Source organism: Oceanobacillus sp. FSL K6-3682, from assembly GCF_037976165.1.
In the GTDB taxonomy this organism is placed as follows: Bacteria; Bacillota; Bacilli; order Bacillales; family Amphibacillaceae; genus Oceanobacillus; species Oceanobacillus sojae.
Map to the genome: position 1 here is coordinate 441,869 of NZ_CP150263.1, position 24,149 is coordinate 466,017.

Below are 24,149 nucleotides of genomic sequence, written 5' to 3' on the forward strand. Positions count from 1 at the left end.
TATCCTTTAATTGTAATTCGAAAATTAAATAGTCAACACTAGGGGAGCCTTTGGCTGAGACGAATATTCGGACCCTTTGAACCTGATCTGGTTAGCACTAGCGTAGGGAAGTGGCAGGAACATGACGATATATAATTCGATCGCTGAATTTTTATATAATCAGGGCCACTTATCCAATGGATGAGTGGCCTTTTTCGTTTCTTCCGCTGATTCTCGGGAAATGAAAGAAAGGAGCAATGGCATGGGCAAACAATTACATCTTATCAGTGATGGAAATTTTACTAAACAGCATTTGCAAATAATTAAGCGGATTCATAGAGATATTGATTTTCTGCATATCCGGGAGAAAAAGAAGACAGCAAAGGAAATCATGGAAATAATTGAAGCATTAGAAAGCATCGAATTTCCATTAGCGAAAGTAATTGTAAATGACCGGGCTGATATCGCTGTGATGAAACAGTGTGCAGGTGTCCAGTTGGCATATCACAGTCCTTCCATGCCGCTTGTGAAAAAGTGCTTCTCTGCGCTCTTAACAGGGAAGTCTGTTCATTCCTTACTGGAAGCAGAACAGGCTCAACGGGAAGGGGCAGATTATGTGCTGTATGGTCATCTCTATCCCAGCAGGTCCAAGCCTGGCCAGCAGCCGAGAGGATTAGCTGACCTTCGGGAAATCACCAATGTATTATCTGTTCCGGTCTACGCTATTGGCGGGATTACTCCGGAACGAACGAAAGAAGTAATGAAGGCAGGGGCAGCCGGGGCAGCGATAATGTCTGGTATTTGGAAGGCGGATAATCCGGTGCAAACTGTTGAGGCTTACCGGGAAGTGTTGGATACTTGGGAAGGTGGGTGAAGGTGAAAAAACAGTTTGATCAAATTATTGTAGGCGGTGGGGTAATTGGCTGTTCTATTGCTTATCAGCTGGCTAAAAGAGGCTATCGGGTGCTGATAGTAGAAAGGGATCAAATCGGATGTGAGGCATCAAGTGCTGCAGCTGGAATGTTAGGAGCTCAAGGAGAATTTGCAGAGAAGAGTCCTCTTTTCCAATTTGCACAAGAGAGCAGAGCATTATTTAAAGATTTATCCGAAGAGCTGTATGAAAAATCAGGGATTGATATTCAGTATATTCATAAGGGGATTATGAAGCTTGCTTTTCATCAGCATCAGTACAACAAGCTGAAAACAATCGCTGCATTTCAGAGAGAAGAGGATAATCCTGCTTATTTGCTGTCCGTAGAAGAAGCAAGGAAGATGGAACCAGGCTTAACAGAGAATCTTCATGCTGTTCTTTATCTGCCCAATGATGGTCAGGTTTCTGCCCGTCATCTTACGGAGGCATTCACCCTGGCTGCCTATCATCATGGTGCAGCTTTGCGTGAACAGGAAAAAGTAATTGAGCTGTTGATAGAAAATAGAGCAGTTCATGGAGTCCGGACAACAAAGGGAGCTTATTATGCTGATCAAATCGTTATTGCAACAGGTGCCTTTGGAGATGAACTGCTGCCTGAAGATTATGGCACAATTCCGGTGAAGGGGGAATGTCTGCTGCTGGAATTAGAAGAGAATTTATTTCAAACTACGCTTTGGATGGATGGCTGTTATCTCGTTCCAAAGCAAGGGGAAAAAGTGATTGTTGGAGCATCTTCCATCCCCGATAAAACAGATAAGCATGTTCATGCTGCGAGCGTTCACAAGCTATTGTCACGAGCACAGAAAATGGTTCCGCGGCTGGGAGAAGCGAGGATAAGCAGTTTTTGGGCGGGAGTCAGACCTGCCACAGCTGATGAACTTCCATACTTGGGAGAGGTTCCAGATGTTGCTGGTTTATATACGGCAAAGGGACATTACCGGAATGGCATACTGCTATCGCCAATTACGGGAATCTATATGGCAGACTTAATAGAGAATAAACCGATTAATCCATTTTATTACGATAGCTTTAGCTTGAATCGTCAAGGCAATAAACTGGAAAAGGCAGGTGAGTCACAATGAAAATAACAGTGAACGGCAATGGATTAGAAATTCAGGAAGAGGTAAAGCACATCAAAGGTCTAATTGATTTTCTGGAATTGGAAGATAAACCTTTGATCATTGAGCATAATCAGCAGATATTGCAAAAGGAAGAGCATGAAAAAGCTGTACTGGAAAATGGAGATAAGGTTGAGATCGTTCATTTTGTTGGAGGGGGTTAAGAAATGCTTAAAGTTGGAAACTATCAATTTAAATCTCGTTTATTTTTAGGAACAGGAAAATATCCTGATTTCGATATTCAAAAGCAGGCGGTAGATAAATCAGGGACAGAGGTACTCACCTTTTCTGTAAGAAGGATGAATATTTACGATCCCTCACTGCCAAATTTTTTAGAAAAAATTGATGTGGATCGATATACGTTTTTACCAAATACGGCAGGTGCGAAGGACGCAAAAGAGGCCGTGCGCATTGCTAAATTAGCTGCTGCTTCGGGACGATGTGATATGGTAAAAGTGGAAATTATTGGATGTGATAAAACATTGCTCCCAGATCCTGTTGAGACATTAAAAGCTACAGAAGAGCTGGTGGCAGAAGGCTTTACCGTACTTCCATATACATCAGATGATGTTGTGCTGGCCAAAAAACTGGAGGAAGCAGGTGCGCATGCAGTGATGCCCGGAGCTTCACCAATTGGAAGTGGTCAAGGGATTATCAATCCTTTAAATCTCTCTTTTATTATCGAGCAGTCATCAGTACCTGTTATTGTTGACGCGGGTATCGGATCGCCGGCTGATACAGCTTATGCCATGGAACTGGGAGCAGATGGCGTTTTATTGAATACAGCAGTTTCTGGAGCGGATAATCCTGTGAAAATGGCTGAAGCGATGAAATACGCAGTGGAGGCAGGACGGCTGGGATATGAAGCAGGAAGAATTCCAAAGAAAGACTATGCTGTAGCCAGCAGCCCTGAGGAAGGGATCAGCGTTGGAAACTAATCGTTATCACCGCCAAATATTATTTGCTCCAATTGGTGAAGCCGGTCAGGAAAAACTGATCCGGAGTCATGTGCTGATTGTCGGTGCAGGCGCACTGGGATCAAGCAGTGCAGAAGCGTTGACACGTGCCGGTGTTGGTCAACTAACAATAATTGACCGGGATTATGTAGAAGAAAGTAACCTGCAGCGGCAACAGCTTTTCAGTGAAGCGGATATGAAGCAGAAGATGCCAAAAGCGGTTGCCGCCAAACAAAGGCTTTCTGAAGTGAATAGCCACGTTAAAATAGACGCAATTGTTGGAGATGCCGAGATAGATATACTAAGGGAAATCGTACCTGAGACAGATTTGATCATCGATGCTACGGATAATTTTGAGACGAGGCTTTTACTGAATGATATCGCGCAAAAGTATCAAAAGCCCTGGATTTACGGAGCAGTTGTAGCCAGCTATGGAGTTACCTTTACTGTTCTACCTGATAAAACGCCTTGTTTACAATGTCTGCAGGAATATATTCCTGCTAACGGTGCTACCTGTGACAGTGTCGGAATTATTCAGCCTGTTGTGCAAAAAGTTGTTTCCCAGCAAATAACAGAGGCGCTAAAGCTATTAACAGGTAACGAAGCAGCTTTATCAGGAAAGCTTATATCCTTTGACCTTTGGAAAAATGAGCATACGGAAATGGAGGCAGAAGCATTACGCAAACCAGATTGCCCATCATGCTCATCGAAAAGAAGCTATCCCAACTTAGCCTATGATTCCCGGCTGAAAACAGCTGTGTTATGCGGAAGAAATACAGTCCAGCTACGCCCGCAGCGTAAACAGACGGATTTGGATGAAGTGGCAAAAGAGCTGAAGAAAAATAAACAAATTAAATTGTTTGAAAATCCTTATCTGCTTTCGTTTGAAGTTGATTCTTTCCGGATTGTTCTTTTTCAGGACGGAAGAACATTGGTTCATGGGACAATGGATTCGATAGAAGCAAAAAATATTTATCACCGCTATTTGGGGTGAGAGTACTAAAATAAGAAGATACTGGTGTTTCTTAGAAAAAAAGCCATATTTTATTCCGTCCTTATTATCATCGCCTCTTGTCTTTACAGGGGCGATTTTTTCTCGTCAATAATAATGAAAACTGTATGTGGATTAAACAAAAAATCTATTTATAAGAATGAAATTATTATTCGATATGGATATAATGGATAATACATAAACAGGGTGCAATTGTCTTAATAAAAATTGAAGGAGAATAGATATGACAAAAGAAAATAAAAAAGTACTTTTTCAAGAGGAACAGGAAGAACTACTGAACAAATTAAAGACACGCTTTGAGAAAAATATGAATCGTCATGAAGGTCTTGACTGGAAGCAAATCCAAACAAAGCTGGAAGGCAATCCAGAAAAATTAGCTTCTCTATATAAAATGGAGAAAACGGAAGGGGAGCCTGATGTAGTCGGCTATGATAAGGAACAGGATGAATATATCTTTGTTGACTGCTCCAAAGAAAGCCCTAAAGGACGAAGAAGTATCTGTTACGACCGTGCGGCACTGGAATCGAGAAAAAAGCATAAGCCAGAAAATAATGCGATAGATATGGCGGCAGAAATAGGTATTGAGATGTTAACAGAAGAGCAATATCGGGAGCTTCAAAAGCTAGGAACATTTGATACAAAAACATCGACCTGGGTCAAGACACCTGATGATATTCGAAAACTCGGCGGAGCAGTCTTTTGCGATTTTCGATTTGGACGTGTTTTCTTATATCATAACGGTGCGGATTCTTATTATGGTTCCAGAGGATTCCGGGGCATGTTAAGAGTGTAGTTGTAAGCAGGAGAAGAATATGGAGAATCAGGAATGTATAGAGATTATAAATTCTTGGTTCTTTTTTATTTGATAGTAACTCAACTTTCGCACTTTAAAAAATAACTTTCTTTCCATAGGAACAGATGTTGAACGTTTCTTCCATATATTTGTTGACAAAGATTAGAAAGTAAAGTGTAAGGTGACCGCTGCGGCGGGCCGTTTTGCTTTCCTAGGTGCGAAAGTTGAGATAGTAAGTTTGAAAATTCAGACGGGAACAGGTGATGGTATGATGGACACTATTATGGAAAATGTAAGAACAGCAGGAGCTTACGTTTTATATAATGATCTGTTTGTTTTTCAGGTCGGCCCGACGAAAAAAGGAAATAACCTCGGTATAGTGCGGTTAGGAGGACATAGAGAAGCAGGAGAAAGGCCTTTGGAGACAGCTGAAAGAGAAGTGATAGAGGAAGCGGCAATAAAAATCAATCCAATAGATTCTCCGATCACATACCTTTTAAAGAATTGGGATGAAAAGGGAAGTACGATCCAGCCAGAAGAGGAAATCAATCCATTTCTGATTAAAGGAAATCAAAAAGCAGGATTTACTGTTATGTATATGTCTTTTGCGGAGAATAAGCCCAAACCGTCTTCTGAGTCAAAAGGGATTTTAATGCTGTCTCCAAAAGAGATTGAATTTATTTGTAATCACAAAGTTACGTTAAATGAACTGGTACAGCAAAAAGGGAAGGCAATATTAACAGAAGGATTTAACAAAGATTTAGTTTTGGAGCCTTTTCCGCAGCTATTATTCTTATCAAAAATATTAAAGCAGAAGCTTGGCTATATGAATACGTTCTTTCAAAATTTAAAGAAAGAATAACTATATAGGGAGGAGCATTTATTTGCGAGTTCACAAATGGTGGCTTACCTTAGGTGTTGTTTGGTCGATTACTTTTGCAGGTATGAGCTTTTATTGGGCAATGGGCGGATTGTTTGGTGTCAGGTCTCTGGGGGGAGTAATTTATGAAATGTCACTTAATCCTGAGCCTTCCTTTATTCTGATTGTATGGCTGACGGGCTTTGCAAAATTATTAGGAGCAGTGTTATTATTGCTTCTACTTGTTCCATGGAGAAACGCCGCAGTCTCCAAAGTGCTTTACTACATTTCAAAAATTGCAGGAGTATTCTTATTTGTATATGGTTTCTTAAATTTTATTACTATTTCGATGAGTGCCTTTGCTATTTTAGATATGGATTTAGAAGCTCACGCAATCTTTTGGAGATTAGTATTCTGGGAGCCATTTTGGATGGCTGGTGGCATTTGTTATTTTTTCTCAGTCAAAAAACAACGTTCTATTTAGGTTTTTAATTTTGCATCAGGTATACTTTGATAAAGTTATTAGAAAAACGAAAACTATATTATATAAAGAGGTGATTCTATGCAACTAAATCATTTAAATTTAACGGTAAATGATGTGGAAGCTTCACGGGAGTTTCTGGAGAAATATTTCGATATGAAATGTGTGAACAGTCGCGGAAAAGGGTTTGCAGCTATGTTTGACGATAATCAATTTGTTTTGACGCTTATGAAAGGAAAAGATGTTCAATACCCGAAGACCTTTCATATTGGTTTTCCTCAAGTAAACAGAGAGAAGGTGGATCAAATAAATAAACAGTTGAAGGAGGATGGCTATGAAGTAGATCCCCCTATTGAATCTCATGGATATACATTCTATGTAAAAGCACCTGGTGGATTTACTGTGGAGGTTTTGTCTGATTAGAATAAAAATTGAATTTTATCCTCATAGATTTAAACTATCCAAAAATCCCGGTGAATGCGAGTTTTATAACACACTCAGCTATTCACAGGGATTTTTTTAAGAGTATAAGAATTGTAGCAATTCTTATACTGAATCCTTACTTGAAATATACTTCGTCCCCGGGATAAATCAAATGCGGATTTGGAAATTGATTGATTTCCTGCAGCGTAGTCCATAAATAATTGTATTTCAGGCCAATTTCAAACAATGTATCCCCAGACTTTATCGTATACTTCATATCGTCCGGCTGATTTTGGCTGATTTCTCCGCCCAGTTCAATTCCTGCAGCTTCAGCGATGATTTTTGGTAAATCTGTATTATCAAGAGAACCTGAAAATTGGTCAGATCCTGGACCATATGCGTAGACTGGGATATCGACTCCTGTGTGGTTCGTGCTTGTCCATCCGACATTGGCCTTCGCGCTGATTACTGCATTGATTGCCGATTTTGGGTCTTCAGCTTCCTGAATGGATTGAATTTCTTCTTCTGAGAATTCCATATCTGTATATTCACTTACTACTTCGCTTGTGTTGGAACGGTCATCATTCAACTCTGCAGCGATGTTCTCACCAGTTGCTGTTACACTATGAAGCAGCTCCGGGTTTGCAGTTCCTGAACCATTGGCACCTGCAGTCATACCGCCTGTTTCATGGTCTCCACCAACAACGAGTGTATTACCATCTTCTTTAGCAAAATTAATTGCTTCCTGGACCGCTGCTTCAAAGGCACCAACATCTGTCATCGCCCATGCCGCATCATTATCGTGACCTGCCCAGTCAATTTGGCTTCCTTCTACCATAAGGAAAAAGCCGTCTTCATCATTTTTTAGTGTATCAATAGCAGTTTGTGTCATTTCTGCAAGACTTGGTTCTTCCTCTGTGTTACGGTGCATTTCTGGTGCCAAAGCATCATCTGCGAATAAGCCTAATAAATTTTCGCTGTCTAAATCAATATCAGCTTCCAACAATTGATTGCGATTTTCTACGAGCTGGTACCCTTGCTCTTCTGCTTGCTGGAGGACATTGACTTCTGTCTGATTTCCGCCTTCTGATTCTGGAATAAAGTTATTTTTACCGCCGCCAAGTAGAACATCAATCTCGTTGTCTATTAATTGTCGGGCAATTTCTGTTTCGTTGTTGCGGTCTTCTACATGTGCACCAAAAGCAGCTGGAGTTGCATGTGTGATAGTGGAAGTAGCAACAAGTCCTGTTGACATGTCCTTATCTTGTGAGGCTTCTAAAATAGTCTGCTTTGGATTACCATCTGAATCCAATCCAATGGTGCCATTATTCGTTTTTACTCCTGTTGACATTGCTGTACCTGCCGCCGCGGAGTCTGTAATATTGGAATCAGCGGAATATGTAGAATACATGCCCTTCAAATGATTATCCCACACTGCGTCTTCTCCCTTAAAATGCCGATAATTCGTTGCGTAATCCGCATTAAAACCGTCTGGAATCATATAAATGATATTTTTCGTTTTGTCCCCATTGTTACTGCTGTTATTCATCTGATTATTTCCATCTGCACTTGCCGCTGTAACACTAATTCCTGAAAAAATAAGTCCCGCACTTAACGCAGCCACTCCGAGCTTTTTTATCATTCCATCATCCTCCTAAATTTAACCTAATCTCATTGTAGGTGAGAATCATTAATTGAGGATGAATAGAATGTAAATAGTTTGTAATTTTCTGTTTTTACTAAGTTGCATTTTAATATATGAGAGAAGGATAAAACTAATATTTAATGACTAAATTTGTCCAAATTGTATCCCATTTTTTATGTTGTATTCTCTCAGTATAAATAGTATGGAGCTCAGTGTCTTTTAAATAATACGGTGTCGGTTTGACAATCCCATTAAATAAATCCTCCAAACCATAGGGAGCCATTATTTTTATCTCCTGTTGACACAGCTGTGCAGCAACAGCAGTAGTTGTTTCAGGAAAGTGAGAAACACCATCGAAAGAAGATGTGTAAGGGAGATTATTATTTTTTAAATGCATTCTCGCCTGATTTTTTACAGACCATGGTTGTTCAGGCATCCACTTTTCTAATTTTGATTCTAGTTTTTTCTCTGTATCTTTAGAAAGGTCTGTTTGATCAAAATAAATGACATCAATATCGTTTATTTTTGTATGGCAGTTTTGTAAAGTATCCCAAACTTTATTTCTGATTAATCCGGCAGCAACCCAGCAATCGTTTAGCTCCAATTTCTCCACTGTTTGTAAAACTGATAAAATGTAGCTATCTTCTTTGAGAAAATTTATTAATCTTTCTTCGTGTGCTGTCATATATGTATCATCTCCCTCTATCTAGTTTTATTGTATAGCAAAATCTGGTTGAATGAAATTCTGCATAAACGGTTTTGGAGGGAATTTTAACATCAAATAAATGATAGAATAGAGAAGTATAGAAAGTTAACTTATGAAATAGAAAGGAAGCACCTATGAGTAAATATAAAGTAATTTTATTCGATTTAGACGGGACACTCTCTGATCCAAAAGAAGGTATAACAAAATCGGTTCAATATGCATTAGATAAAATGGGAAGTGTAGAACCTGATTTGGATAAGCTGGAATGCTTTATTGGTCCTCCTTTACAAGTATCATTTACTGAATATTACCATTTTAATGAACAAGAAACGCAAAAAGCTATCCAGTTTTACAGAGAAAGATTTAAAGAAAAAGGGATGTATGAAAATACGTTATATCCTGATACACCTTGGTTATTACAATCACTGCAGGGGCAAGGATTTATTTTAGCAGTCGCAACGTCAAAGCCGACTGTTTTTGCAGAGCAAATACTGGAGTATTTCCAAATCAGCAATTACTTTGAAATGATAACAGGGAGCAATTTGGATGGGACAAGATCGGCAAAAGCAGAAATTATCCAATATATTATAGATAACTATCCCAAATATAAGTTGGAAGAATTTATCATGATTGGTGACAGAAAACATGATTTGATTGGAGCCAATAAAACTGGAATAGATTCCATCGGGGTGACATACGGATATGGTTCAGTGGAAGAGCTGAACGATGAAAAGCCTGCATATATTGCAGATAGTCTTAATCAAGTAAATATGATTCTGATGTAGAAAACTTTCTCTTAATCAATCTCTATCTTTCAGGCAAATGGAGGCAGCACTATGTCCAAAACAAAACGTTTAATCGAAATAATGATAACAGTGAACGCAAAACGCAAATTTACAGCACGAGAACTGGCAGAAGAATTTAATGTCTCCTATCGTACAATTCTTAGAGACTTGGATGAATTAAGTGAGCTGGGGGTTCCGCTTTATTCAGAAGTCGGTGCGGACGGCGGTTACTATGTATTGAATGAGCGGATGTTGCCTCCGGTTTTATTAAAAGAGTCTGAGGCGATTGCGCTTTATTTTGCTTTTCATTCCCTGCAATTTCTAGGAGCTCTCCCATTTGAAACGGAAGTGGGCTATGTTTTAAAGAAACTATATAACTATCTGCCTGGAGACGCTAAGCTGCGTATTAATACAATGAAAGACCGGATTGTTTTTTGGAATCCCAGCCGTGTTCAGACAGCAAATGAGCTGGATATAATATTAAATGCAGCGGTAGACCAATCCATCGTGACTATCCAATACGACAGTCAAAAGGGAATAAAAGAGAGAATGATTCAGCCAATCGGTTTGTATAGTCATAATGGTTTCTGGTATTGTCCGGCTTATTGTTTTCTGCGCGAGGAAATTCGTTTGTTTCGTGCGGATCGAATAAAAAAAGCAGTACATACAGATAAAAAGAGGCGTAAATTGCCTTATCAATCTATTATGGAATGGATTGAGCTGTCAGAATCCGAAGTTTCTAATCCGGTTACTTTTTTGGTAGATTTGACAAGAGAAGGAGTACGGCGTGCAATGTCAGAGTTAGATTTGGAGAGGCATGTTCAAAGACGTGAGGATGGGACAGGCTGGATAAAAATGAGTATACCTGAGTCAGAGTTAACATATTTTGTTGATTTGGTCTGGAATTTTGGCAGTGAAGCACATGTGTTGGGACCAAAAGAAGCGATAACCTCTATGAAAAGAAAGCTGGAAACCCTGCTGGAGAAGTACAAATAAATTTTAAAATATCTTTATTAATGATGACATCATCTGTCATGATTCCATGGTACGTTAAGGTAGAAAAAAGAATGAAAGGGTGAATGTAATGCATGCTGTATCTGTGTTAAGAAACGAGTTATTAGCTGAGCTGGAGCTTGGTATCAGGTCCATGGAAGGGTTATTGAAGAAGGTGGAGAACAAGGGTTGGAGCTACCGCCCGGCAGAAAATATGCGTAATCTCGGGGAGCTTGCCAGACATACTGTTTCTATACCGGAAGTAGACTTGAACCTTTGGCTGGAGAAGGATGAGAGGACGATTCGGGATCTGGAGTCAAAGTATGAGAAGCTGGAATCTGCTGAGGAATTGATTGAAGCAATGAACCAAGGCTTTCAATTGTTTAAAACGTATATGCTGTCTTTATCGGATGAGGATTTTTTAACTAAAAAGACAAAGCCGTTTTATTTAGAAGAGGGTGAAACACAGGCACATTGGCTTGTAGAGGAGGTTTCTCATCTGTTCCATCACCGGGCACAGTTCTTTAATTATTTAAAGCAGCTTGGTTACGATATAAATATGTTTGATCTTTATGTTTAACAGAGAAGAAAGAGAACTAGGAGGTGAATCATATTTGAATAAAGAAAAAATAATTTGTGAGCGTTTGCATAGACAGGGATTAATGGCGCAGCTTGAGGATATCCATGATATAAAATCCTATAAACAGTTATTTCAGAGATTACAGCCGGTAGCTCCAGTTTTTAACAGTCGTCCAGGTGAGGCCTCAAAGCTGGTGCATAGGACAGTTTTTAATGATGCACTCCTGGCAGAAGAATTACGAAAAAAACATCAGCTGGTAAAAGGGCGTTTTCAGGGCGGACGCATCGGATATGTTCTGGAAGAAGATCTGGGGCTATACAGCACTATTTTTCGAAAGCCTGTTCAAAAAATAACAGAGCTTCATGAAGAGGTTTTATCCATGATTCAATCGTCAGGCGGTATATCCAAAGAGCAGTTAAAAGAGGAGCTGCCTTTTAAAGCAAAAGAAATCACTGCTGCTTTAAAAAGACTCCAGGAAGCTTTTTTAGTATATGAATCACAGATTGATACGGATTGGAATACAGGCTGGTTTGACTTTAAAACTGAATGGTCGGAAATCAAATGGGCAGAGGATCCGGTTTCTGCTGTAGCAGAAATGCTGCTGCATTTTTTGGATGCTGCTGTATTTGCTACTTTAGATCAAATTAAAAGCTGGTCGCAGTTAAAGCATACAACAATACAAAGTGCTTTAAATGCATTAATGGAAAGAGAAGCAATTGTAAAAATAAAAGTGGATGGACTTGGCGAAGGGTTTATGCAGAAAAAAGATTTATATTTAACCAATGAAGAAATTACTCCATCTGTGTTTATGCTGGATAACTCAGATTTTCTGGTCAGAGCAGAAATTGTTGAATTGAAAGAGAAATTTAAAGGGAAAGAAGTTCTTCAGTATCTCTTAATAGATGGCGAATTTAAAGGAGCGGTGCTTGGACATTGGAGAATTGGTCCGCACGATATTGAAGATATTGCACTGTGTCTTGGAGAAGAAGAAATAGAAACGAGGAAAGAAGAAATCATTTCTGCCGTCAAATCTGGATACTCAGTGAAGACAACCCATATTTTGCGTTTCAATGGAGAGAATCTCTGATGAGAAGGGGAGGATGATAGAGTGGGGCTGATAAGAAATAACATTGTGGTGGAATATAATGATAAAGGATATTTAATGTACGCTGAAAGTTTTCCGGGAGCATATACAAGGGGCAGAGAGCGTGAAGAAGCGCTCTCTAAGTTTCCTGCTGAGATTAAAAGGTATTGCAGGTGGACTGGGATAGATTATGCTGAAATAGATGTTGTTGAATCTGTCGTTGTTCAATCAAAAGAAAGCAATCTCGAAATACACGAAGCAGATTCCGACATCATCTTTTTATCGGAACAGGATCCATTATTGGTGGAGGAATATGAGCTGATAAAAAAGCTGGTATTAAAATCTGCACATGATTTTCAGCTTCTTTACGACTCTATTCCAGTTAAGACATATACTTCTTTACCGAAAAGAAAATCTTTTTATGGTGCTGTGCCGATTACTCCTGAAGAGATGTATGAGCATACAAATGGTGTTACGAATTATTATGTAGGAGAAATTGGTGTGAAGATAGATAATATAGATCTAATCTACCAAAACAGAATGCAAGCATTAAAAGCGATAGAAGAAGCTGATGACTTTTTGCAAAATAAAACGCTCCATGGCAATTATGGAGAACAGTGGTCGCTGCGGAAGGTATTAAGAAGATTTATTTGGCATGACCATATTCATGCGAAAGGTATGTACCGTATGGCTGTGAAAAGATGGGGAGATAGTGAAATTGAAAATCCGTATTATTTTTGATGATGAAGGATAGGCAAATAAAATCATAAGTTAATAGAATATAAAATTAATAATTGCACCTTTCTAAAAAATAATCTAATGATTTATCGAAAGTGTAAAAGAAAGTGGGGGAAGGTGGATGAGAAAGCATTTTATAGAAATTATTAATGAGTACCCAATACAAGAAATTATACAAATAGAAGCTTTAGATAAGGGAAATACTTCTGAAGCAAATATAGTAATAAGCACAGAAGGTAAATACATATTAAGAAAATTAAAAAGTAATCAGCAAGCAAGAACAGAATACTTTATATCTAACATCTTATCGGATGCTCATGTTTCCCCTAAAGTCCTGTTGACAAAGAAAAACAAGTCTTTTGTAGAAAAAAATGGAGGAATTTATAATCTCCAGCAATATATAAATAATAAAAGCGTATTAAATAAAAATATTCATTTTCAGAATTTAGGTAAAGCTATTGCTCTTTTCCATCATAAGATGAATACTGTAAATGAAATAGAAGAACAAGAGGACAGATTTTCACTGGAACAATTATGGGGCAAAGTAATGGAGCAGCCACACCTTTATAGATTGATTAAGTTACATGGGGTTACACAGCTTGTTCATCAAATATTAAACTATCAGCATAAAGATAATTGTTACATTCATGCGGACTTGGGAAAATGGAATTTATTATTTAATGAAGACGATGTATATATTATTGACTTTGGTGAGGCGAGAAGAGGGAACTATCATTTTGATGTAGCTGCAGTAATTGCTTCTACTATAGATTTAAACCAGACCAGTGAATCTATTTTAAAAAATCTAGTGCAGCTGGAAAAAGGGTATGTGGAAAATCATAATAAGATAAATTGGACATCAGTCATTGAAAATCTCTATTTATGGAATATTAGAGGTATGCTTGCCTTTCTGTGCTTTCAAGGGAAAAATAATCAGCAAAATAGTCTTATAATAAAACAGGTGCTTGATAGGAATGAGAGGCTAACAAGTTTGATTGAGCGCTTTTTTATTAAGGATGAAGATTGAGAAGGAAAATAAAACGTTTTAGCAGATAATAACAAAAAGAATGAACGGAGAGAGTTGTTGTGGGAATGGATCAGAAAAAATATCATGTCCGAAACGTACATTATCTAATAAGAACTGCTGAAGAAAAAGATGCAAAAAGGTTATCTGCTATCAGATTACAAATTGATGGAGAAACAGAAAATATGGATAGAGAGAAAGGTGAGGCCTACATAGATGAAGAGGGATTTAAACATATCATTAAAAATGCTGCTGAGAGTCCCAATAAATTATTTTTAGTAGCTGAAGTAGATGGAGAAGTAACAGGATTCTCAAGATGCGAAGGTAATACATTAAAAAGAACCTCTCATCAGGTAGAGTTCGGAGTCTGTGTACTAAAGGAATATTGGGGGTATGCTATTGGACAAAATCTTTTAAAAGAATCGATTCATTGGGCCGAACTCAATGGGCTAAAGAAAATAAATTTGAGTGTCCTTGAAACGAATGATAAAGCGATAAAGTTATATGAAAAGTATGGTTTTGAAACAGAAGGTGTATTGAAGAAAGATAAAAGATTATCGGATGGGAATTACTATAATACAGTGCTGATGGGGAGATTCATAGATTAATAAATAGTAAACGGGATTTAAATGATATAAATACAAAATGATTGCATTGGACAAACAATCATCTTGTATTTATATTGAAATTTTTATTTATCTAATCAGGAAAATGAGAGGTGTCATTAAACTTATGTATAACTCTTTGATGATAATGATTTTGACCAAGAACAGTAATACCGCCAGCTGATGAAGAGAAGTAGGCATTTATAATCATTTCGGGGGTAAATTTCATCCACCAGGCTGTGATATATCCCAGTGTACCACCATGCGTGACGATAAAGATATTTTTCTTTTTTTCTCGATCATAGATATTATTCATACAGTGACAAACACGGGCATAAAATTCTCTCTTTGTTTCTCCATGTTGAAATGCTCGATAATCCAAATCAATACCGTTGCTTTTTCGTGGCTGTCTGTGAGCATTTGCCCAATCCTTTGTTTTTCCAGCCGCAACGCCAGTATTTATTTCCCGGAGCTCTTTATCTTGAATGACTTCAAGATTGAGCTTCTTGCTAATGATTTCTGCTGTTTGTGCTGCTCTTAGTAAATCCGATGAATAAAGAACATATTCTGCATCATTAGCTGCTGCTTTTTGTAATTTGTCGCCTATCGATTTTGCTTGTTTTCTTCCTAGATCTGTTAAAGGGGTATTTGTCCATCCGCCTGACATGTTATTTACATGATGCTCCGATTGACAATGCTGTATTAAGGTAATATTGCTCATGCATTTTTCCTCCCAATTAGTGAATAGAATCTATTTTATTATAAACTTTATTCCCATTAGAAGGAATTATCATTATATTTGTGGAAGAATGATAGAAGATAATAATAAATGGAGCGTGAATATATTTTTAAGTGATGTATGGAGGTGACAGCATGGATTTGAATATATTGGCAGCCAAAGCTGCAAAAGTTTATCAATTAAACCCCAAAATAGAAGCGGTTATATTAGGTGGCTCCGTGTCAAGAAACTGGCATGATTGTTATTCAGATATTGAGCTGTTTATTTTTTGGAATGAACCTCCGACAGATGAGGATAGAAAATTTCCTATTACCAAGCTGGAAGGGGAAGTCATTGATTTTTACCCTTACGAAGAAGAGGAATGGTCAGAAAGCTATATTGCTGAGGGAATAAAATTAGAAATAAGTAATTTTCTAACAGCCAGCATAGAAGGCATCATAGATGACGTTGTTGTATCTTTTAGTCCGGATGTATATAAGCAATGTCTTGCAGCGGCTGTATATGATGGCGTGCCCTTAAGCGGCGAAACACTTATTAAACAGCTGAAGGAAAAGATAGAACAGTATCCGGATGAATTAAGTATCGCAATGATAAAAGAATATATGTATTTAGGGAATGACTGGACGAATCGGGAAGCTTTACTAAATCGTGAAGATTGGCTGATGCTGTATAAGGTAATAACAGATGTACAAACAAATATCATGGGAATGCTGTCCGGGTTAAATAAGCAATATGTGCATCATCCTGCTTTTAAATGGCAGAAGCAGACATTGGAATCAATGGCTATAGCTCCTAAAAATATATCCAGTCGGCTAGAATCTGTTTTTCTGGGTGGTCCTCAAACTTCCTTACGTGAATTAGAAGGTATCGTTCTTGAGGTTTACCAGCTTATACAACGTGAGTATCCGGAAATGGTTCTATCATCGGTCATTGGCAAATCACTATTTTTGCGACCCGAGCATGGAAAATAATAGAAATTGACTGTGTAGAGATGATACTCTGTAATGAATATTGGATGAGGAGGAAGCTTGATGGGGCAAAATAAATCAGAAACCTTTACACCGCCAAAGCATATTGTATCTGCAGCAACGATTGTACTTAATGACAATAATGAGCTTTTGTTAATTAAAGGACCCAGGAGAGGATGGGAAATGCCCGGCGGCCAAGTAGAAGAAGGCGAATCCCTGAAAGAAGCTGCTATTAGAGAAACAAAGGAAGAATCAGGAATTAATGTAGAAGTTTTAAAGTTCTGTGGAATATTTCAAAATGTGGATCGATCCATTTGTAATACATTATTCTTAGCTAAACCAATTGGAGGAGAATTTACAACCTCATCAGAAAGCTTAGACGTTGGATTCTTTCCCGTTGAGCAGGCTTTGGAAATGGTGAAGAATGGAAACTTTAGAGAAAGGATTGAGCTTTGCCTGGATGAAAGCAAGCATCCAATCTATGTGGAATTTTAAAAAGGGGATAATAGAAAATAAAAAGGAGTCAAGCTATGTATGATAAAGAAAAGCTTGGCTCCTTAAGTTTATAGTATGCAGCCAAGTCATGCTAACAAATGGCTTAAAAACTTGTCAGCTGCCAATGATAAAGAAGTATCTTTTTTTGTTGCCAATCCAATCTTTCTCTTTTCAATAATTTCATCTATGTCCACTTCAAATAATTGTTGTTCAGCCAGTTCCTTTAACACAAGCTCTTTTGTCACAAATGCAATACCCATGCCAATTTTGGCGCATTCGATTAATAATTCCACGCTGCCAATTTCAATATCCGGTTTGATCTCCAGATTTTGCTTTAGAAAAAGCTGATTAAGGAACTTTCTGGAGCTGCTTGCTTCTGAAAAAGAAATAATCGGATATGCTTGTATGTCCGACAAAGAAAGTTGTTCTCCTGTCAGGTGCTGAAACCTTTTCCCGACAACAAATGTGCTGTTAATACTTAAAAAATCCGTTATGGAAGCATTGCTTTGATTAGCTGGCAAGTGAATGATCCCAATATCAATTAACCCAGCTTCCAATTTATCTAAAATCTGTGGTGTAGAGCCATGCTGTAACTTAATTTCGATTTCAGGATACAACTTCTGGAAGCTTTGGACATAGGGCAGCAAATAGTGTTTGCAGGTTGAATCACTTCCTCCGATTGTAACAGAGCCCCTCTGTAAGTTTTTCATTTCCATTATTTTCTGTTCTGCATTATCAATTAAATCAAACGCTTGTTTGAGATAATCAAATAGTACCTCACCCTCCTTTGTAAGCAAAACTCCCTTGGACGTTCTGGTGAAAAGCTGGATTCCGAGCTCATTCTCTAATTGCTTTATAGAATGACTGACACTCGGCTGTGTAATAAAAAGCCGTTTTGCTGCTTTACTAAAATTCTTTTCGATTGCTGTTATATAAAATACACGGTACAAGTCTGTATTCATGATATAGATACCACCTATAGCTACTGTTGGAAATATTAATTTCATTTATATCATAACCTTGATTATAATGAATAACAAACAGCATCAACTGAAGAGGGGGATAAAGATGAGAGAAGATTATAAATTTGATATCAAAGCCAGAAGCCCCTGGTCGTCTTTAAATGGGATAAATAAGATCACAATTTCACCTGCCAAGCAAGGAATAGAGGCTGCTATCACCATTCCAGGAAGCAAAAGTCTGACGAACAGAGCACTTATAATGAGTGCTTTGGCAGATGGAAATTCCAAAGTGAGCGGTATTTTAAAAAGTGATGATTCGTACTGGTGTATCGAGGCTTTAAAACAATTAGGAGCGGAGATTGAGCTGCAGGATGATATAGTGTACATCAAGGGAAGCGGCGGTCATCTGAGGTCAAATGATTTATATATTGGTGCAGCAGGAACAATTGCAAGATTTCTGCCGGGAGTATTGGCGGCCTCCCGGGAAGGCGAGTGGAATCTGGAGGCAAGTGAAAGTATGAGCAAAAGACCAATTGCGCCGCTTATCCATGCCCTGAGACAGCTCGGTGCTGAAATCGACTATTTGGCAAAAAAGGATTATTATCCGTTACGTATCAAAGGGAAATATGTAAAAGGCGGAGAAGTAAGTCTTTCAGGCTCGATATCCAGTCAATTTATCAGTGGGGTGTTAATTGCAGCACCATATTTCAATGAAACAACAAGAGTAACTATCAAGGATGGAATTGTCCAACATGCTTACGTCTTTTTAACCCTTGATTTAATGAAAGAGTTTGGTGCAGATGTGCAGTATGACAATGCACTCCAGCAAATTGTTATAAATCCTTCTCCCTACAAAGCGAAAGATATTCTGCTGGAGTCAGATGCTTCTGCAGCCTGCTACTTTTTGGCACTGGCTGCGGTAACAAATGGGAGAATACGGATAAATGGCTTAACAGAGAAGACAAAACAGCCAGATATTCAGATGCTGGATGTTTTTGAAAAGATGGGATGTAAGGTTATAAAAGGTGCTTCCTTTATTGAAGTGGAAGGCGCTCCTCAATTAAAAGGCGGTTTTGAAATATCCATGAAGGAGATATCTGATCAGGCATTAACTTTAGCAGCAATTGCACCATTCGCTGATAGTCCGATTACTATTAAGGACGTCGCCCATATCCGTCATCATGAATCTGACAGAATAAGTGTTATTTGTGAAGCTTTAAAGGAATTGGAAATTCGGACAGAGGAATTTGAGGAGGGGTTAATAGTCTATCCGGGATCTCCGAAACCAGCTAGTCTAAACACCTATGATGATCATCGGGTTGCGATGGCGTTGGCGCTGATCGGGTCAAAGGTTGAAGGGATTCAATTAAATGACCCAGGTTGTGTATCTAAAACATTTCCGGAATATTTTTCATTTTTGGAGGAGTTGGGGTTGGGGGTAAAAAGGCAAGAAGCTATATAATAGAATCAATTATTATAAAATAACGATAGTAAAGAGGGGCTGCTGTGACTAAATGTGAAAATCATTATACTGGGAGCAATGCCAATATAACAATAATCAAAGCAGGTGGTTATACTAAACCGGAATTAATTCAAAAAATGAAAGAAAATAAGATATTGTTAAATGTGCTTGCTGAGAAGCTGATAGCCAGCGATTATTTTGAAGTGTCCAAGGAATGCTATCAAGCTAAAATTGTAGAGCTCGCTGTAAAGGATCTTGATTTTGTTGATGGAGCTACGACATCCCAACTTTTTAGCAAAGCTGCTAATCTTAAATTACAGCTCTGCCCGCTTGAGTTGGCTCCCTATATAAGACTGGCGTATTTTAATCAAGGAGAAGGATATGATGCACACCAGCTGAAAAATCAGGCTCCTAATGGTTCAATAACAATAGCATCAGAAATTCTAAGTGAGGATCTGGATGTTCCAAAAGGCTTTTATCTTCGCCGAATCCAAGGGAATTTATGGCTGCGCGGGTATATTGCGGATGAAGAACATGTTTGGAATCCGAATGATCATTTTATATTTTGTATTGCTGAAAAATAATAGGATACCTATACGATAAAAACAGCCTTTCCCCAAAATACAGAGAAAGGCTGTTTGCAATTTGGTTTATAACGTTTCTTTTTTATGATTATTATATAAATCTTTAGCTGCTTTTGGTGCTGTCCAGAATGTCGTAATCAGCAGGAATACAACAGGTACAGCGGTCACCACAATAAAGGATTGCAGGGCGTCCACGCTTCCTTCACCGATGGTAACTAATACAATAGCAACAAGACCCATGACCAATGCATAAAAAGCTCTTAACCAGCTTGGAGGATTCCCTTCTCCGGTAATAGCCATTGAAATAGACAGGGCCATAGAGTCTGCCGTAGTTAATACGAAAATAACGGTAGCCAGCAAGAACAAGGCTCCGAAAATCATAGGAAATGGCAATTGCTCTGTAATGGCTATCATCGCAGCAGGAGGACCTGCTTCATTTAGGGCAGTTGATATCGAGCCAGAATCATTTAGTTCATAAAAGATTCCTGTTCCGCCAACGACAGTAAACCAAAAAGTTGTAATAATAGGCGCGATAACAGCAACTGCAATAATTAGCTCACGAATGGTTCTTCCGCGTGAAATTCGTGCTGTAAATAGCGCCATAATCGGGCCATAGCCAATAAACCAAGCAAAGAAAAATACAGTCCATAAGCCAAGCCATTCTTCATCACCGCGGAAGGTACTGGAAGAAATAAAATCATTTACGTAAAGACCAAAAGCTTCAAAATAATTGTTAAAGATAAAGAAACCTTGTCCGAGTAATAAGATTCCAATGATTAATCCAAGTGCCAAGAGAACATTAAAGCTGGTTAACAGCTGAATTCCCCGATGGATTCCTGTTACAGCGGAGATTGCTGCACCAATAACGATAACGATAATAATGATAATTTGAATAACTAAGGTATTTGGTAAACCAGTTAATGCATTTAATCCATAACCTGTCTGTAAACCCAAGAACCCAATCGGTCCAATCGTTCCAGCAGCAACAGCAAGAATAGAAAAAGAATCAACAAGTGTTCCTAATACACTTTTTTCATGATTTTTTCGCCGGAAATTGGATATAGTAAAGATCTTGGCTTCAACGGCATGCCTTTATGATAGTGGGCATACATTAATACGATAGTGCCTAATGTACCTAAAATTGCCCATGACAGAAAACCCCAGTCTACAAAACTGGATGCCAGAGCAGGTACAACTGCTTCCAGTGTGCCATTCTCAATCCCTGAGAAGCGGGGAGGTACGGATATAAAATGGGATAATGGTTCTGCAGCAGCCCAAAATATTCCTCCTCCTGCTAATAAAGTACACATAATAATACAAATCCATTTAAATGTACTCATTTCTGGTTTTTCCATATTACCTAAACGGATTTTTCCGTATTTAGAAAAAGCTAACCCTAACGCAATAAAAAATGTGACTAATACAGTCATTTGGTAAACTACACCAAAATAAGTAGCAGACCAGCCAAATAAGGTATCAACCATATCAGCGACAAAGTCAGCATTAATAAATGCGGCTATGACAAATAGTACGAGTGCGCCGCCACTTATAATAAATGTTGGCAGATCTAGCGAAGTCTTTTTTCTATTTGAACCTTTCATTATTTCTTTTCCTCCATCTTGTTAAGTTTAATCATAGTTGTTTGATTTCCTTTTAGTCTTTCTCTGAACCCCGTTTTTTATCTAATGGATAATATCTTTTAACCACATTGAAACGCCTGTAAGTATCCTGACTGAAAAAACTTGGCCAGGGATAAGCGAATAAATTGTTACAATAGGGTGCTTGCAAACAACAAACATTCCGAGGGGGGAAATATGAAAAGCTCCTCGGAATGTTTGTTGTTTTATTATCATGCAAATACAAAACGGAAATGCAGTAAAAAACAAAATAGTGGAATCATACTCCAGCAGTTGAAGTATAATTCCACCGTTCTATACCCTAAAACAATTTTAATACGTTGTCAATCATACGTACTTAATTTAAAATAATCTCTCTTTTCCAAAAAAAGTTAGCGGGTAATATAGTGACCAAATACGACTAATTATTAAAGCATTATAAAAATGATAGCTTGCATTTTATTTTTTAAACTGATATTATCAGTTTTAACATATTAGCATATGTAACTAGATTTTTTTGGCAGGGTTTATGAAGATATAACAGGATACTGACACTTCAGTTGAGAGGCTGTAAACACTTATAGAATGCTAAGTTAGATTATGTAAGGTAAGAAAGAGTAATATAAAAATTTAATATCGTTTCTTCGGGGCAGGGTGTAATTCCCGACCGGCGGTGACAAATCCTTGAGATTTGAAGTCCGTGACCCGCGTATCGCGGTGGATCCAGTGAGATTCTGGAGCCGACAGTTAAAGTCTGGATGGGAGAAGAAAACTTACGTCAGCACATGAATGGGTGAAGTGTATTCTTTTAAGGTACATGAAAATCTGTTTCAGTGTATAGACATGGTTTATTTAAGTACGCCCCGTGGAGATCATTCACGGGGCTTTTTGGTGTTTTAAGAAAGGAGGAAGCACATGGACACACTGTATATGGAGCGGGCAATAGAGCTCGCAAAACTGGGGCAGGGAAACACACATACCAATCCTTTAGTCGGTACAGTAATTGTGAAAGATGACACTGTTTTAGCTACTGGGTTTCATCAGAGATATGGCGAAAAGCATGCAGAAAAAATGGCTATCGACCAATGTGAAGCTCCCGAAGATTTAATTGGTGCAACAATGTATGTGACGCTGGAGCCGTGTAATCATACAGGAAAACAGCCTCCCTGTACCCAAATGATTATAAAAAGCGGCATTTTCAAAGTTGTGATTGCACAGCTTGACCCTAATCCCGTTGTAGCTGGTAAAGGAAAAGCCTATCTAGAATCACAGGGAGTACAAGTGATTTCCGGTGTGTTGCAGGAGAAGGCAGAGGCATTGAATAAGCATTATAACTATTTTCATAGGAGACAGCACCCTTATATCGTATTAAAGCAGGCCGTCAGTCTGGATGGGAAAATTTCTGTCCATTCGAAGCAGCGGACGTATCTTACTGGAGAAGAAACATATAAAAGAGTACATGAGGAAAGGCAATATTTTCAGGCTATTATGGTAGGAAGCGGGACAATTTTAGCGGATAATCCAAAACTGCTGCCGAATGTAATTACTGATTTTCCACCTATTCGGATTATCCTGGATCGGAGAGGGAAAACAATGGATTTTGCGAAATATCAGATTTATAGAGAAACTGTTCCTGTATGGGTGTTTACAACATCAAGTGCTATAGAGGATGTACCTGAGCATGTACGATTGATACCGGACATGCATTGGACAATCTCAAAAGTAATGGAGTATTTACAGAAGGAGGGGATTCAATCCGTTTATGTAGAAGGGGGAAGCAGAATTCATGATGCTTTCCTGGCAGAAAATTTGTTTGAAGAGGTAATTACGTATATCTCTCCCAAGCTGATTGGCGGTAATGGAGTATCTGCCTTTTCCAGTGATAGAAATGTTTTATCTGCAGTACCTTTAACATTACAAAGCGCGGAAGCAGTTGGTGAGGATATACGAATAGTCAGCGGGAGGGGAAAGAAGGATGTTTACAGGATTGATTCAGAAAACGGGAACAGTCAAACGAATCAAAAAAGTGAGTCAGCATATTGAGTTAACATGCTCTGCCTCCAGAGAGCTCTTGCAGGATTATAACATTGGCGACAGTATGGCAATCAACGGTGTCTGTTTAACTGCTATAGAAGTAACTGATTCAGATTTTACAGTGGACATTATGCCGGAAACATTTCAAAAATCGATATTCTCTGATTTGCGGGTGAATGCGGTGGTGAATCTGGAACGGGCAATGTCTGCAAGAGGACGCTTGGAAGGGCATATTGTATCAGGTCATGTAGATACAACGACGCGGTTAATTAAAAAGGTGAAAAAAGAGAATTCCATTATTCTCACATTCTATTATCCGCCACAAGTACAAGGAGAGATTGTAGCCCAAGGATCTGTGGCGATTAATGGAACAAGCTTGACCGTATCAGCTGTTACGGCAGGATCATTTAGTGTGTCACTCATTCCTTATTCCATGAATCATACAAATCTGGGTCAATTAAAACAAGGTGAATTTGTAAATATAGAAACCGATATACTCGGAAAATATATTAAAGCTATAATGGGCACGGAAAAGACTCAGATTTTAAGCAAATACACAGGAGAATAGAGGGGAAAA

26 protein-coding genes, 1 pseudogene and 2 riboswitches are annotated in these 24,149 nt (G+C 38.4%); of the genes and pseudogenes, 22 read left to right on the top strand and 5 right to left on the bottom strand.

Annotated elements, in window-relative coordinates; genetic code table 11:
• The first annotated feature begins 30 nt into the window (after positions 1 to 30).
• Positions 31 to 126: riboswitch (TPP riboswitch) on the top strand.
• A gap of 115 nt (positions 127 to 241) precedes the next feature.
• From MHH51_RS02375 to MHH51_RS02415, 9 genes are all read left to right on the top strand, one after another.
• Positions 242 to 853, top strand: coding sequence for a thiamine phosphate synthase (locus MHH51_RS02375; RefSeq protein WP_339284279.1), 612 nt, complete (start codon positions 242 to 244; stop codon positions 851 to 853).
• A gap of 2 nt (positions 854 to 855) precedes the next feature.
• Complete coding sequence (gene thiO, locus MHH51_RS02380; protein ID WP_339284280.1) at positions 856 to 1,992, top strand: glycine oxidase ThiO; 1,137 nt, start codon at positions 856 to 858, stop codon at positions 1,990 to 1,992.
• Positions 1,989 to 2,192, top strand: a complete 204-nt coding sequence (thiS, locus tag MHH51_RS02385) for a sulfur carrier protein ThiS (protein WP_339284282.1) — start codon at positions 1,989 to 1,991, stop codon at positions 2,190 to 2,192. The genes thiO and thiS overlap by 4 nt, the downstream gene beginning before the upstream one ends.
• A gap of 3 nt (positions 2,193 to 2,195) precedes the next feature.
• Positions 2,196 to 2,966: a thiazole synthase gene (locus MHH51_RS02390; protein ID WP_339284284.1), complete on the top strand. Its 771-nt coding sequence runs from the start codon at positions 2,196 to 2,198 to the stop codon at positions 2,964 to 2,966.
• Positions 2,956 to 3,978 carry a ThiF family adenylyltransferase gene (locus MHH51_RS02395; protein WP_147208955.1) on the top strand — a complete coding sequence of 341 codons (1,023 nt, stop codon included), beginning with the start codon at positions 2,956 to 2,958 and terminating at the stop codon, positions 3,976 to 3,978. Before MHH51_RS02390 ends, MHH51_RS02395 begins: the two co-directional genes overlap by 11 nt.
• Positions 3,979 to 4,219: 241 nt before the next feature.
• On the top strand, positions 4,220 to 4,789 hold the full coding sequence (locus MHH51_RS02400) for a DUF4256 domain-containing protein (RefSeq protein WP_339284286.1): 570 nt from the start codon (positions 4,220 to 4,222) through the stop codon (positions 4,787 to 4,789).
• A 271-nt stretch (positions 4,790 to 5,060) separates the two neighbouring features.
• On the top strand, positions 5,061 to 5,651 hold the full coding sequence (locus MHH51_RS02405) for an NUDIX domain-containing protein (RefSeq protein WP_339286236.1): 591 nt from the start codon (positions 5,061 to 5,063) through the stop codon (positions 5,649 to 5,651).
• A gap of 22 nt (positions 5,652 to 5,673) precedes the next feature.
• The gene (locus MHH51_RS02410; RefSeq protein ID WP_339284288.1) at positions 5,674 to 6,132 is read left to right on the top strand and encodes a DUF3995 domain-containing protein; all 459 of its coding nucleotides are present in this window, start codon (positions 5,674 to 5,676) and stop codon (positions 6,130 to 6,132) included.
• Positions 6,133 to 6,210: 78 nt separating this feature from the next.
• On the top strand, positions 6,211 to 6,552 hold the full coding sequence (locus MHH51_RS02415; protein WP_147208959.1) for a VOC family protein: 342 nt from the start codon (positions 6,211 to 6,213) through the stop codon (positions 6,550 to 6,552).
• 136 nt (positions 6,553 to 6,688) lie between these two features.
• Here MHH51_RS02415 and MHH51_RS02420 read toward each other — a convergent pair whose 3' ends face one another.
• Both MHH51_RS02420 and MHH51_RS02425 read right to left on the bottom strand, forming a co-directional pair.
• On the bottom strand, positions 6,689 to 8,194 hold the full coding sequence (locus MHH51_RS02420; protein ID WP_339284290.1) for an alkaline phosphatase: 1,506 nt from the start codon (positions 8,192 to 8,194) through the stop codon (positions 6,689 to 6,691).
• Positions 8,195 to 8,327: 133 nt separating this feature from the next.
• Positions 8,328 to 8,882: a nucleotidyltransferase family protein gene (locus tag MHH51_RS02425; protein ID WP_339284291.1), complete on the bottom strand. Its 555-nt coding sequence runs from the start codon at positions 8,880 to 8,882 to the stop codon at positions 8,328 to 8,330.
• A gap of 155 nt (positions 8,883 to 9,037) precedes the next feature.
• Between MHH51_RS02425 and MHH51_RS02430 the strand changes: the two genes are divergently transcribed.
• The 7 genes from MHH51_RS02430 to MHH51_RS02460 all read left to right on the top strand — a co-directional run bounded on the left by MHH51_RS02430 (position 9,038) and on the right by MHH51_RS02460 (position 14,715).
• Positions 9,038 to 9,688 carry an HAD family hydrolase gene (locus tag MHH51_RS02430; protein WP_339284292.1) on the top strand — a complete coding sequence of 217 codons (651 nt, stop codon included), beginning with the start codon at positions 9,038 to 9,040 and terminating at the stop codon, positions 9,686 to 9,688.
• A 51-nt stretch (positions 9,689 to 9,739) separates the two neighbouring features.
• Positions 9,740 to 10,684, top strand: a complete 945-nt coding sequence (locus MHH51_RS02435) for a YafY family protein (protein WP_339284293.1) — start codon at positions 9,740 to 9,742, stop codon at positions 10,682 to 10,684.
• Positions 10,685 to 10,772: 88 nt separating this feature from the next.
• The gene (locus tag MHH51_RS02440; protein ID WP_339284295.1) at positions 10,773 to 11,261 is read left to right on the top strand and encodes a DinB family protein; all 489 of its coding nucleotides are present in this window, start codon (positions 10,773 to 10,775) and stop codon (positions 11,259 to 11,261) included.
• A gap of 34 nt (positions 11,262 to 11,295) precedes the next feature.
• Positions 11,296 to 12,348, top strand: a complete 1,053-nt coding sequence (locus tag MHH51_RS02445) for a crosslink repair DNA glycosylase YcaQ family protein (protein WP_339284296.1) — start codon at positions 11,296 to 11,298, stop codon at positions 12,346 to 12,348.
• Between the two features lie 21 nt (positions 12,349 to 12,369).
• Complete coding sequence (locus MHH51_RS02450) at positions 12,370 to 13,086, top strand: hypothetical protein (RefSeq protein ID WP_339284297.1); 717 nt, start codon at positions 12,370 to 12,372, stop codon at positions 13,084 to 13,086.
• A 118-nt stretch (positions 13,087 to 13,204) separates the two neighbouring features.
• Positions 13,205 to 14,110, top strand: coding sequence for a phosphotransferase (locus tag MHH51_RS02455; RefSeq protein ID WP_339284298.1), 906 nt, complete (start codon positions 13,205 to 13,207; stop codon positions 14,108 to 14,110).
• A 59-nt stretch (positions 14,111 to 14,169) separates the two neighbouring features.
• Entirely contained in the window at positions 14,170 to 14,715 is a 546-nt protein-coding gene (locus tag MHH51_RS02460) for a GNAT family N-acetyltransferase (RefSeq protein WP_339284299.1), read from the top strand.
• A gap of 91 nt (positions 14,716 to 14,806) precedes the next feature.
• On the opposite strand, the gene MHH51_RS02465 is transcribed toward MHH51_RS02460, so the two are convergent.
• Positions 14,807 to 15,433: a histidine phosphatase family protein gene (locus tag MHH51_RS02465; RefSeq protein WP_339284301.1), complete on the bottom strand. Its 627-nt coding sequence runs from the start codon at positions 15,431 to 15,433 to the stop codon at positions 14,807 to 14,809.
• 152 nt (positions 15,434 to 15,585) lie between these two features.
• On the opposite strand from MHH51_RS02465, the gene MHH51_RS02470 reads away from it, so the two are divergent.
• Together MHH51_RS02470 and MHH51_RS02475 are read left to right on the top strand one after the other, a co-directional pair.
• Positions 15,586 to 16,422, top strand: coding sequence for a DUF4037 domain-containing protein (locus tag MHH51_RS02470; RefSeq protein WP_156985896.1), 837 nt, complete (start codon positions 15,586 to 15,588; stop codon positions 16,420 to 16,422).
• Positions 16,423 to 16,482: 60 nt separating this feature from the next.
• Complete coding sequence (locus tag MHH51_RS02475; protein WP_339284303.1) at positions 16,483 to 16,914, top strand: NUDIX domain-containing protein; 432 nt, start codon at positions 16,483 to 16,485, stop codon at positions 16,912 to 16,914.
• 86 nt (positions 16,915 to 17,000) lie between these two features.
• Here MHH51_RS02475 and MHH51_RS02480 read toward each other — a convergent pair whose 3' ends face one another.
• A complete protein-coding gene (locus tag MHH51_RS02480) occupies positions 17,001 to 17,876 on the bottom strand; it encodes a LysR family transcriptional regulator (protein WP_246145037.1) in 876 nt (291 codons plus the stop codon).
• A 106-nt stretch (positions 17,877 to 17,982) separates the two neighbouring features.
• On the opposite strand from MHH51_RS02480, the gene aroA reads away from it, so the two are divergent.
• Both aroA and MHH51_RS02490 read left to right on the top strand, forming a co-directional pair.
• On the top strand, positions 17,983 to 19,338 hold the full coding sequence (gene aroA / locus MHH51_RS02485; protein ID WP_339284305.1) for a 3-phosphoshikimate 1-carboxyvinyltransferase: 1,356 nt from the start codon (positions 17,983 to 17,985) through the stop codon (positions 19,336 to 19,338).
• Between the two features lie 44 nt (positions 19,339 to 19,382).
• Positions 19,383 to 19,922 (top strand): helicase, encoded by a 540-nt coding sequence (locus tag MHH51_RS02490; protein WP_339284306.1) that lies wholly within the window; start codon positions 19,383 to 19,385, stop codon positions 19,920 to 19,922.
• A 66-nt stretch (positions 19,923 to 19,988) separates the two neighbouring features.
• Here MHH51_RS02490 and MHH51_RS02495 read toward each other — a convergent pair.
• Positions 19,989 to 21,523: pseudogene (locus MHH51_RS02495) on the bottom strand (BCCT family transporter).
• A gap of 651 nt (positions 21,524 to 22,174) precedes the next feature.
• Positions 22,175 to 22,312: riboswitch (FMN riboswitch) on the top strand.
• Between the two features lie 141 nt (positions 22,313 to 22,453).
• Between MHH51_RS02495 and ribD the strand changes: the two are divergent.
• Positions 22,454 to 23,581 carry a bifunctional diaminohydroxyphosphoribosylaminopyrimidine deaminase/5-amino-6-(5-phosphoribosylamino)uracil reductase RibD gene (gene ribD / locus MHH51_RS02500; protein ID WP_339284308.1) on the top strand — a complete coding sequence of 376 codons (1,128 nt, stop codon included), beginning with the start codon at positions 22,454 to 22,456 and terminating at the stop codon, positions 23,579 to 23,581.
• Entirely contained in the window at positions 23,526 to 24,140 is a 615-nt protein-coding gene (locus MHH51_RS02505) for a riboflavin synthase (RefSeq protein ID WP_339284310.1), read from the top strand. The genes ribD and MHH51_RS02505 overlap by 56 nt, the downstream gene beginning before the upstream one ends.
• The last annotated feature ends 9 nt before the right edge of the window (positions 24,141 to 24,149 follow it).

Excerpts from the sequence above, each read along its gene's own strand:
- MHH51_RS02375 (WP_339284279.1), top strand. The coding sequence starts at position 242 with ATGGGCAAACAATTACATCTTATCAGTGATGGAAATTTTACTAAACAG.
- thiS (WP_339284282.1), top strand. The coding sequence starts at position 1,989 with ATGAAAATAACAGTGAACGGCAATGGATTAGAAATTCAGGAAGAGGTA.
- MHH51_RS02390 (WP_339284284.1), top strand. The coding sequence starts at position 2,196 with ATGCTTAAAGTTGGAAACTATCAATTTAAATCTCGTTTATTTTTAGGA.
- MHH51_RS02400 (WP_339284286.1), top strand. The coding sequence starts at position 4,220 with ATGACAAAAGAAAATAAAAAAGTACTTTTTCAAGAGGAACAGGAAGAA.
- MHH51_RS02405 (WP_339286236.1), top strand. The coding sequence starts at position 5,061 with ATGGACACTATTATGGAAAATGTAAGAACAGCAGGAGCTTACGTTTTA.
- MHH51_RS02415 (WP_147208959.1), top strand. The coding sequence starts at position 6,211 with ATGCAACTAAATCATTTAAATTTAACGGTAAATGATGTGGAAGCTTCA.
- MHH51_RS02420 (WP_339284290.1), bottom strand. The coding sequence starts at position 8,194 with ATGATAAAAAAGCTCGGAGTGGCTGCGTTAAGTGCGGGACTTATTTTT.
- MHH51_RS02425 (WP_339284291.1), bottom strand. The coding sequence starts at position 8,882 with ATGACAGCACACGAAGAAAGATTAATAAATTTTCTCAAAGAAGATAGC.
- MHH51_RS02430 (WP_339284292.1), top strand. The coding sequence starts at position 9,038 with ATGAGTAAATATAAAGTAATTTTATTCGATTTAGACGGGACACTCTCT.
- MHH51_RS02435 (WP_339284293.1), top strand. The coding sequence starts at position 9,740 with ATGTCCAAAACAAAACGTTTAATCGAAATAATGATAACAGTGAACGCA.
- MHH51_RS02440 (WP_339284295.1), top strand. The coding sequence starts at position 10,773 with ATGCATGCTGTATCTGTGTTAAGAAACGAGTTATTAGCTGAGCTGGAG.
- MHH51_RS02455 (WP_339284298.1), top strand. The coding sequence starts at position 13,205 with ATGAGAAAGCATTTTATAGAAATTATTAATGAGTACCCAATACAAGAA.
- MHH51_RS02465 (WP_339284301.1), bottom strand. The coding sequence starts at position 15,433 with ATGAGCAATATTACCTTAATACAGCATTGTCAATCGGAGCATCATGTA.
- MHH51_RS02470 (WP_156985896.1), top strand. The coding sequence starts at position 15,586 with ATGGATTTGAATATATTGGCAGCCAAAGCTGCAAAAGTTTATCAATTA.
- MHH51_RS02475 (WP_339284303.1), top strand. The coding sequence starts at position 16,483 with ATGGGGCAAAATAAATCAGAAACCTTTACACCGCCAAAGCATATTGTA.
- MHH51_RS02480 (WP_246145037.1), bottom strand. The coding sequence starts at position 17,876 with ATGAATACAGACTTGTACCGTGTATTTTATATAACAGCAATCGAAAAG.
- aroA (WP_339284305.1), top strand. The coding sequence starts at position 17,983 with ATGAGAGAAGATTATAAATTTGATATCAAAGCCAGAAGCCCCTGGTCG.
- ribD (WP_339284308.1), top strand. The coding sequence starts at position 22,454 with ATGGACACACTGTATATGGAGCGGGCAATAGAGCTCGCAAAACTGGGG.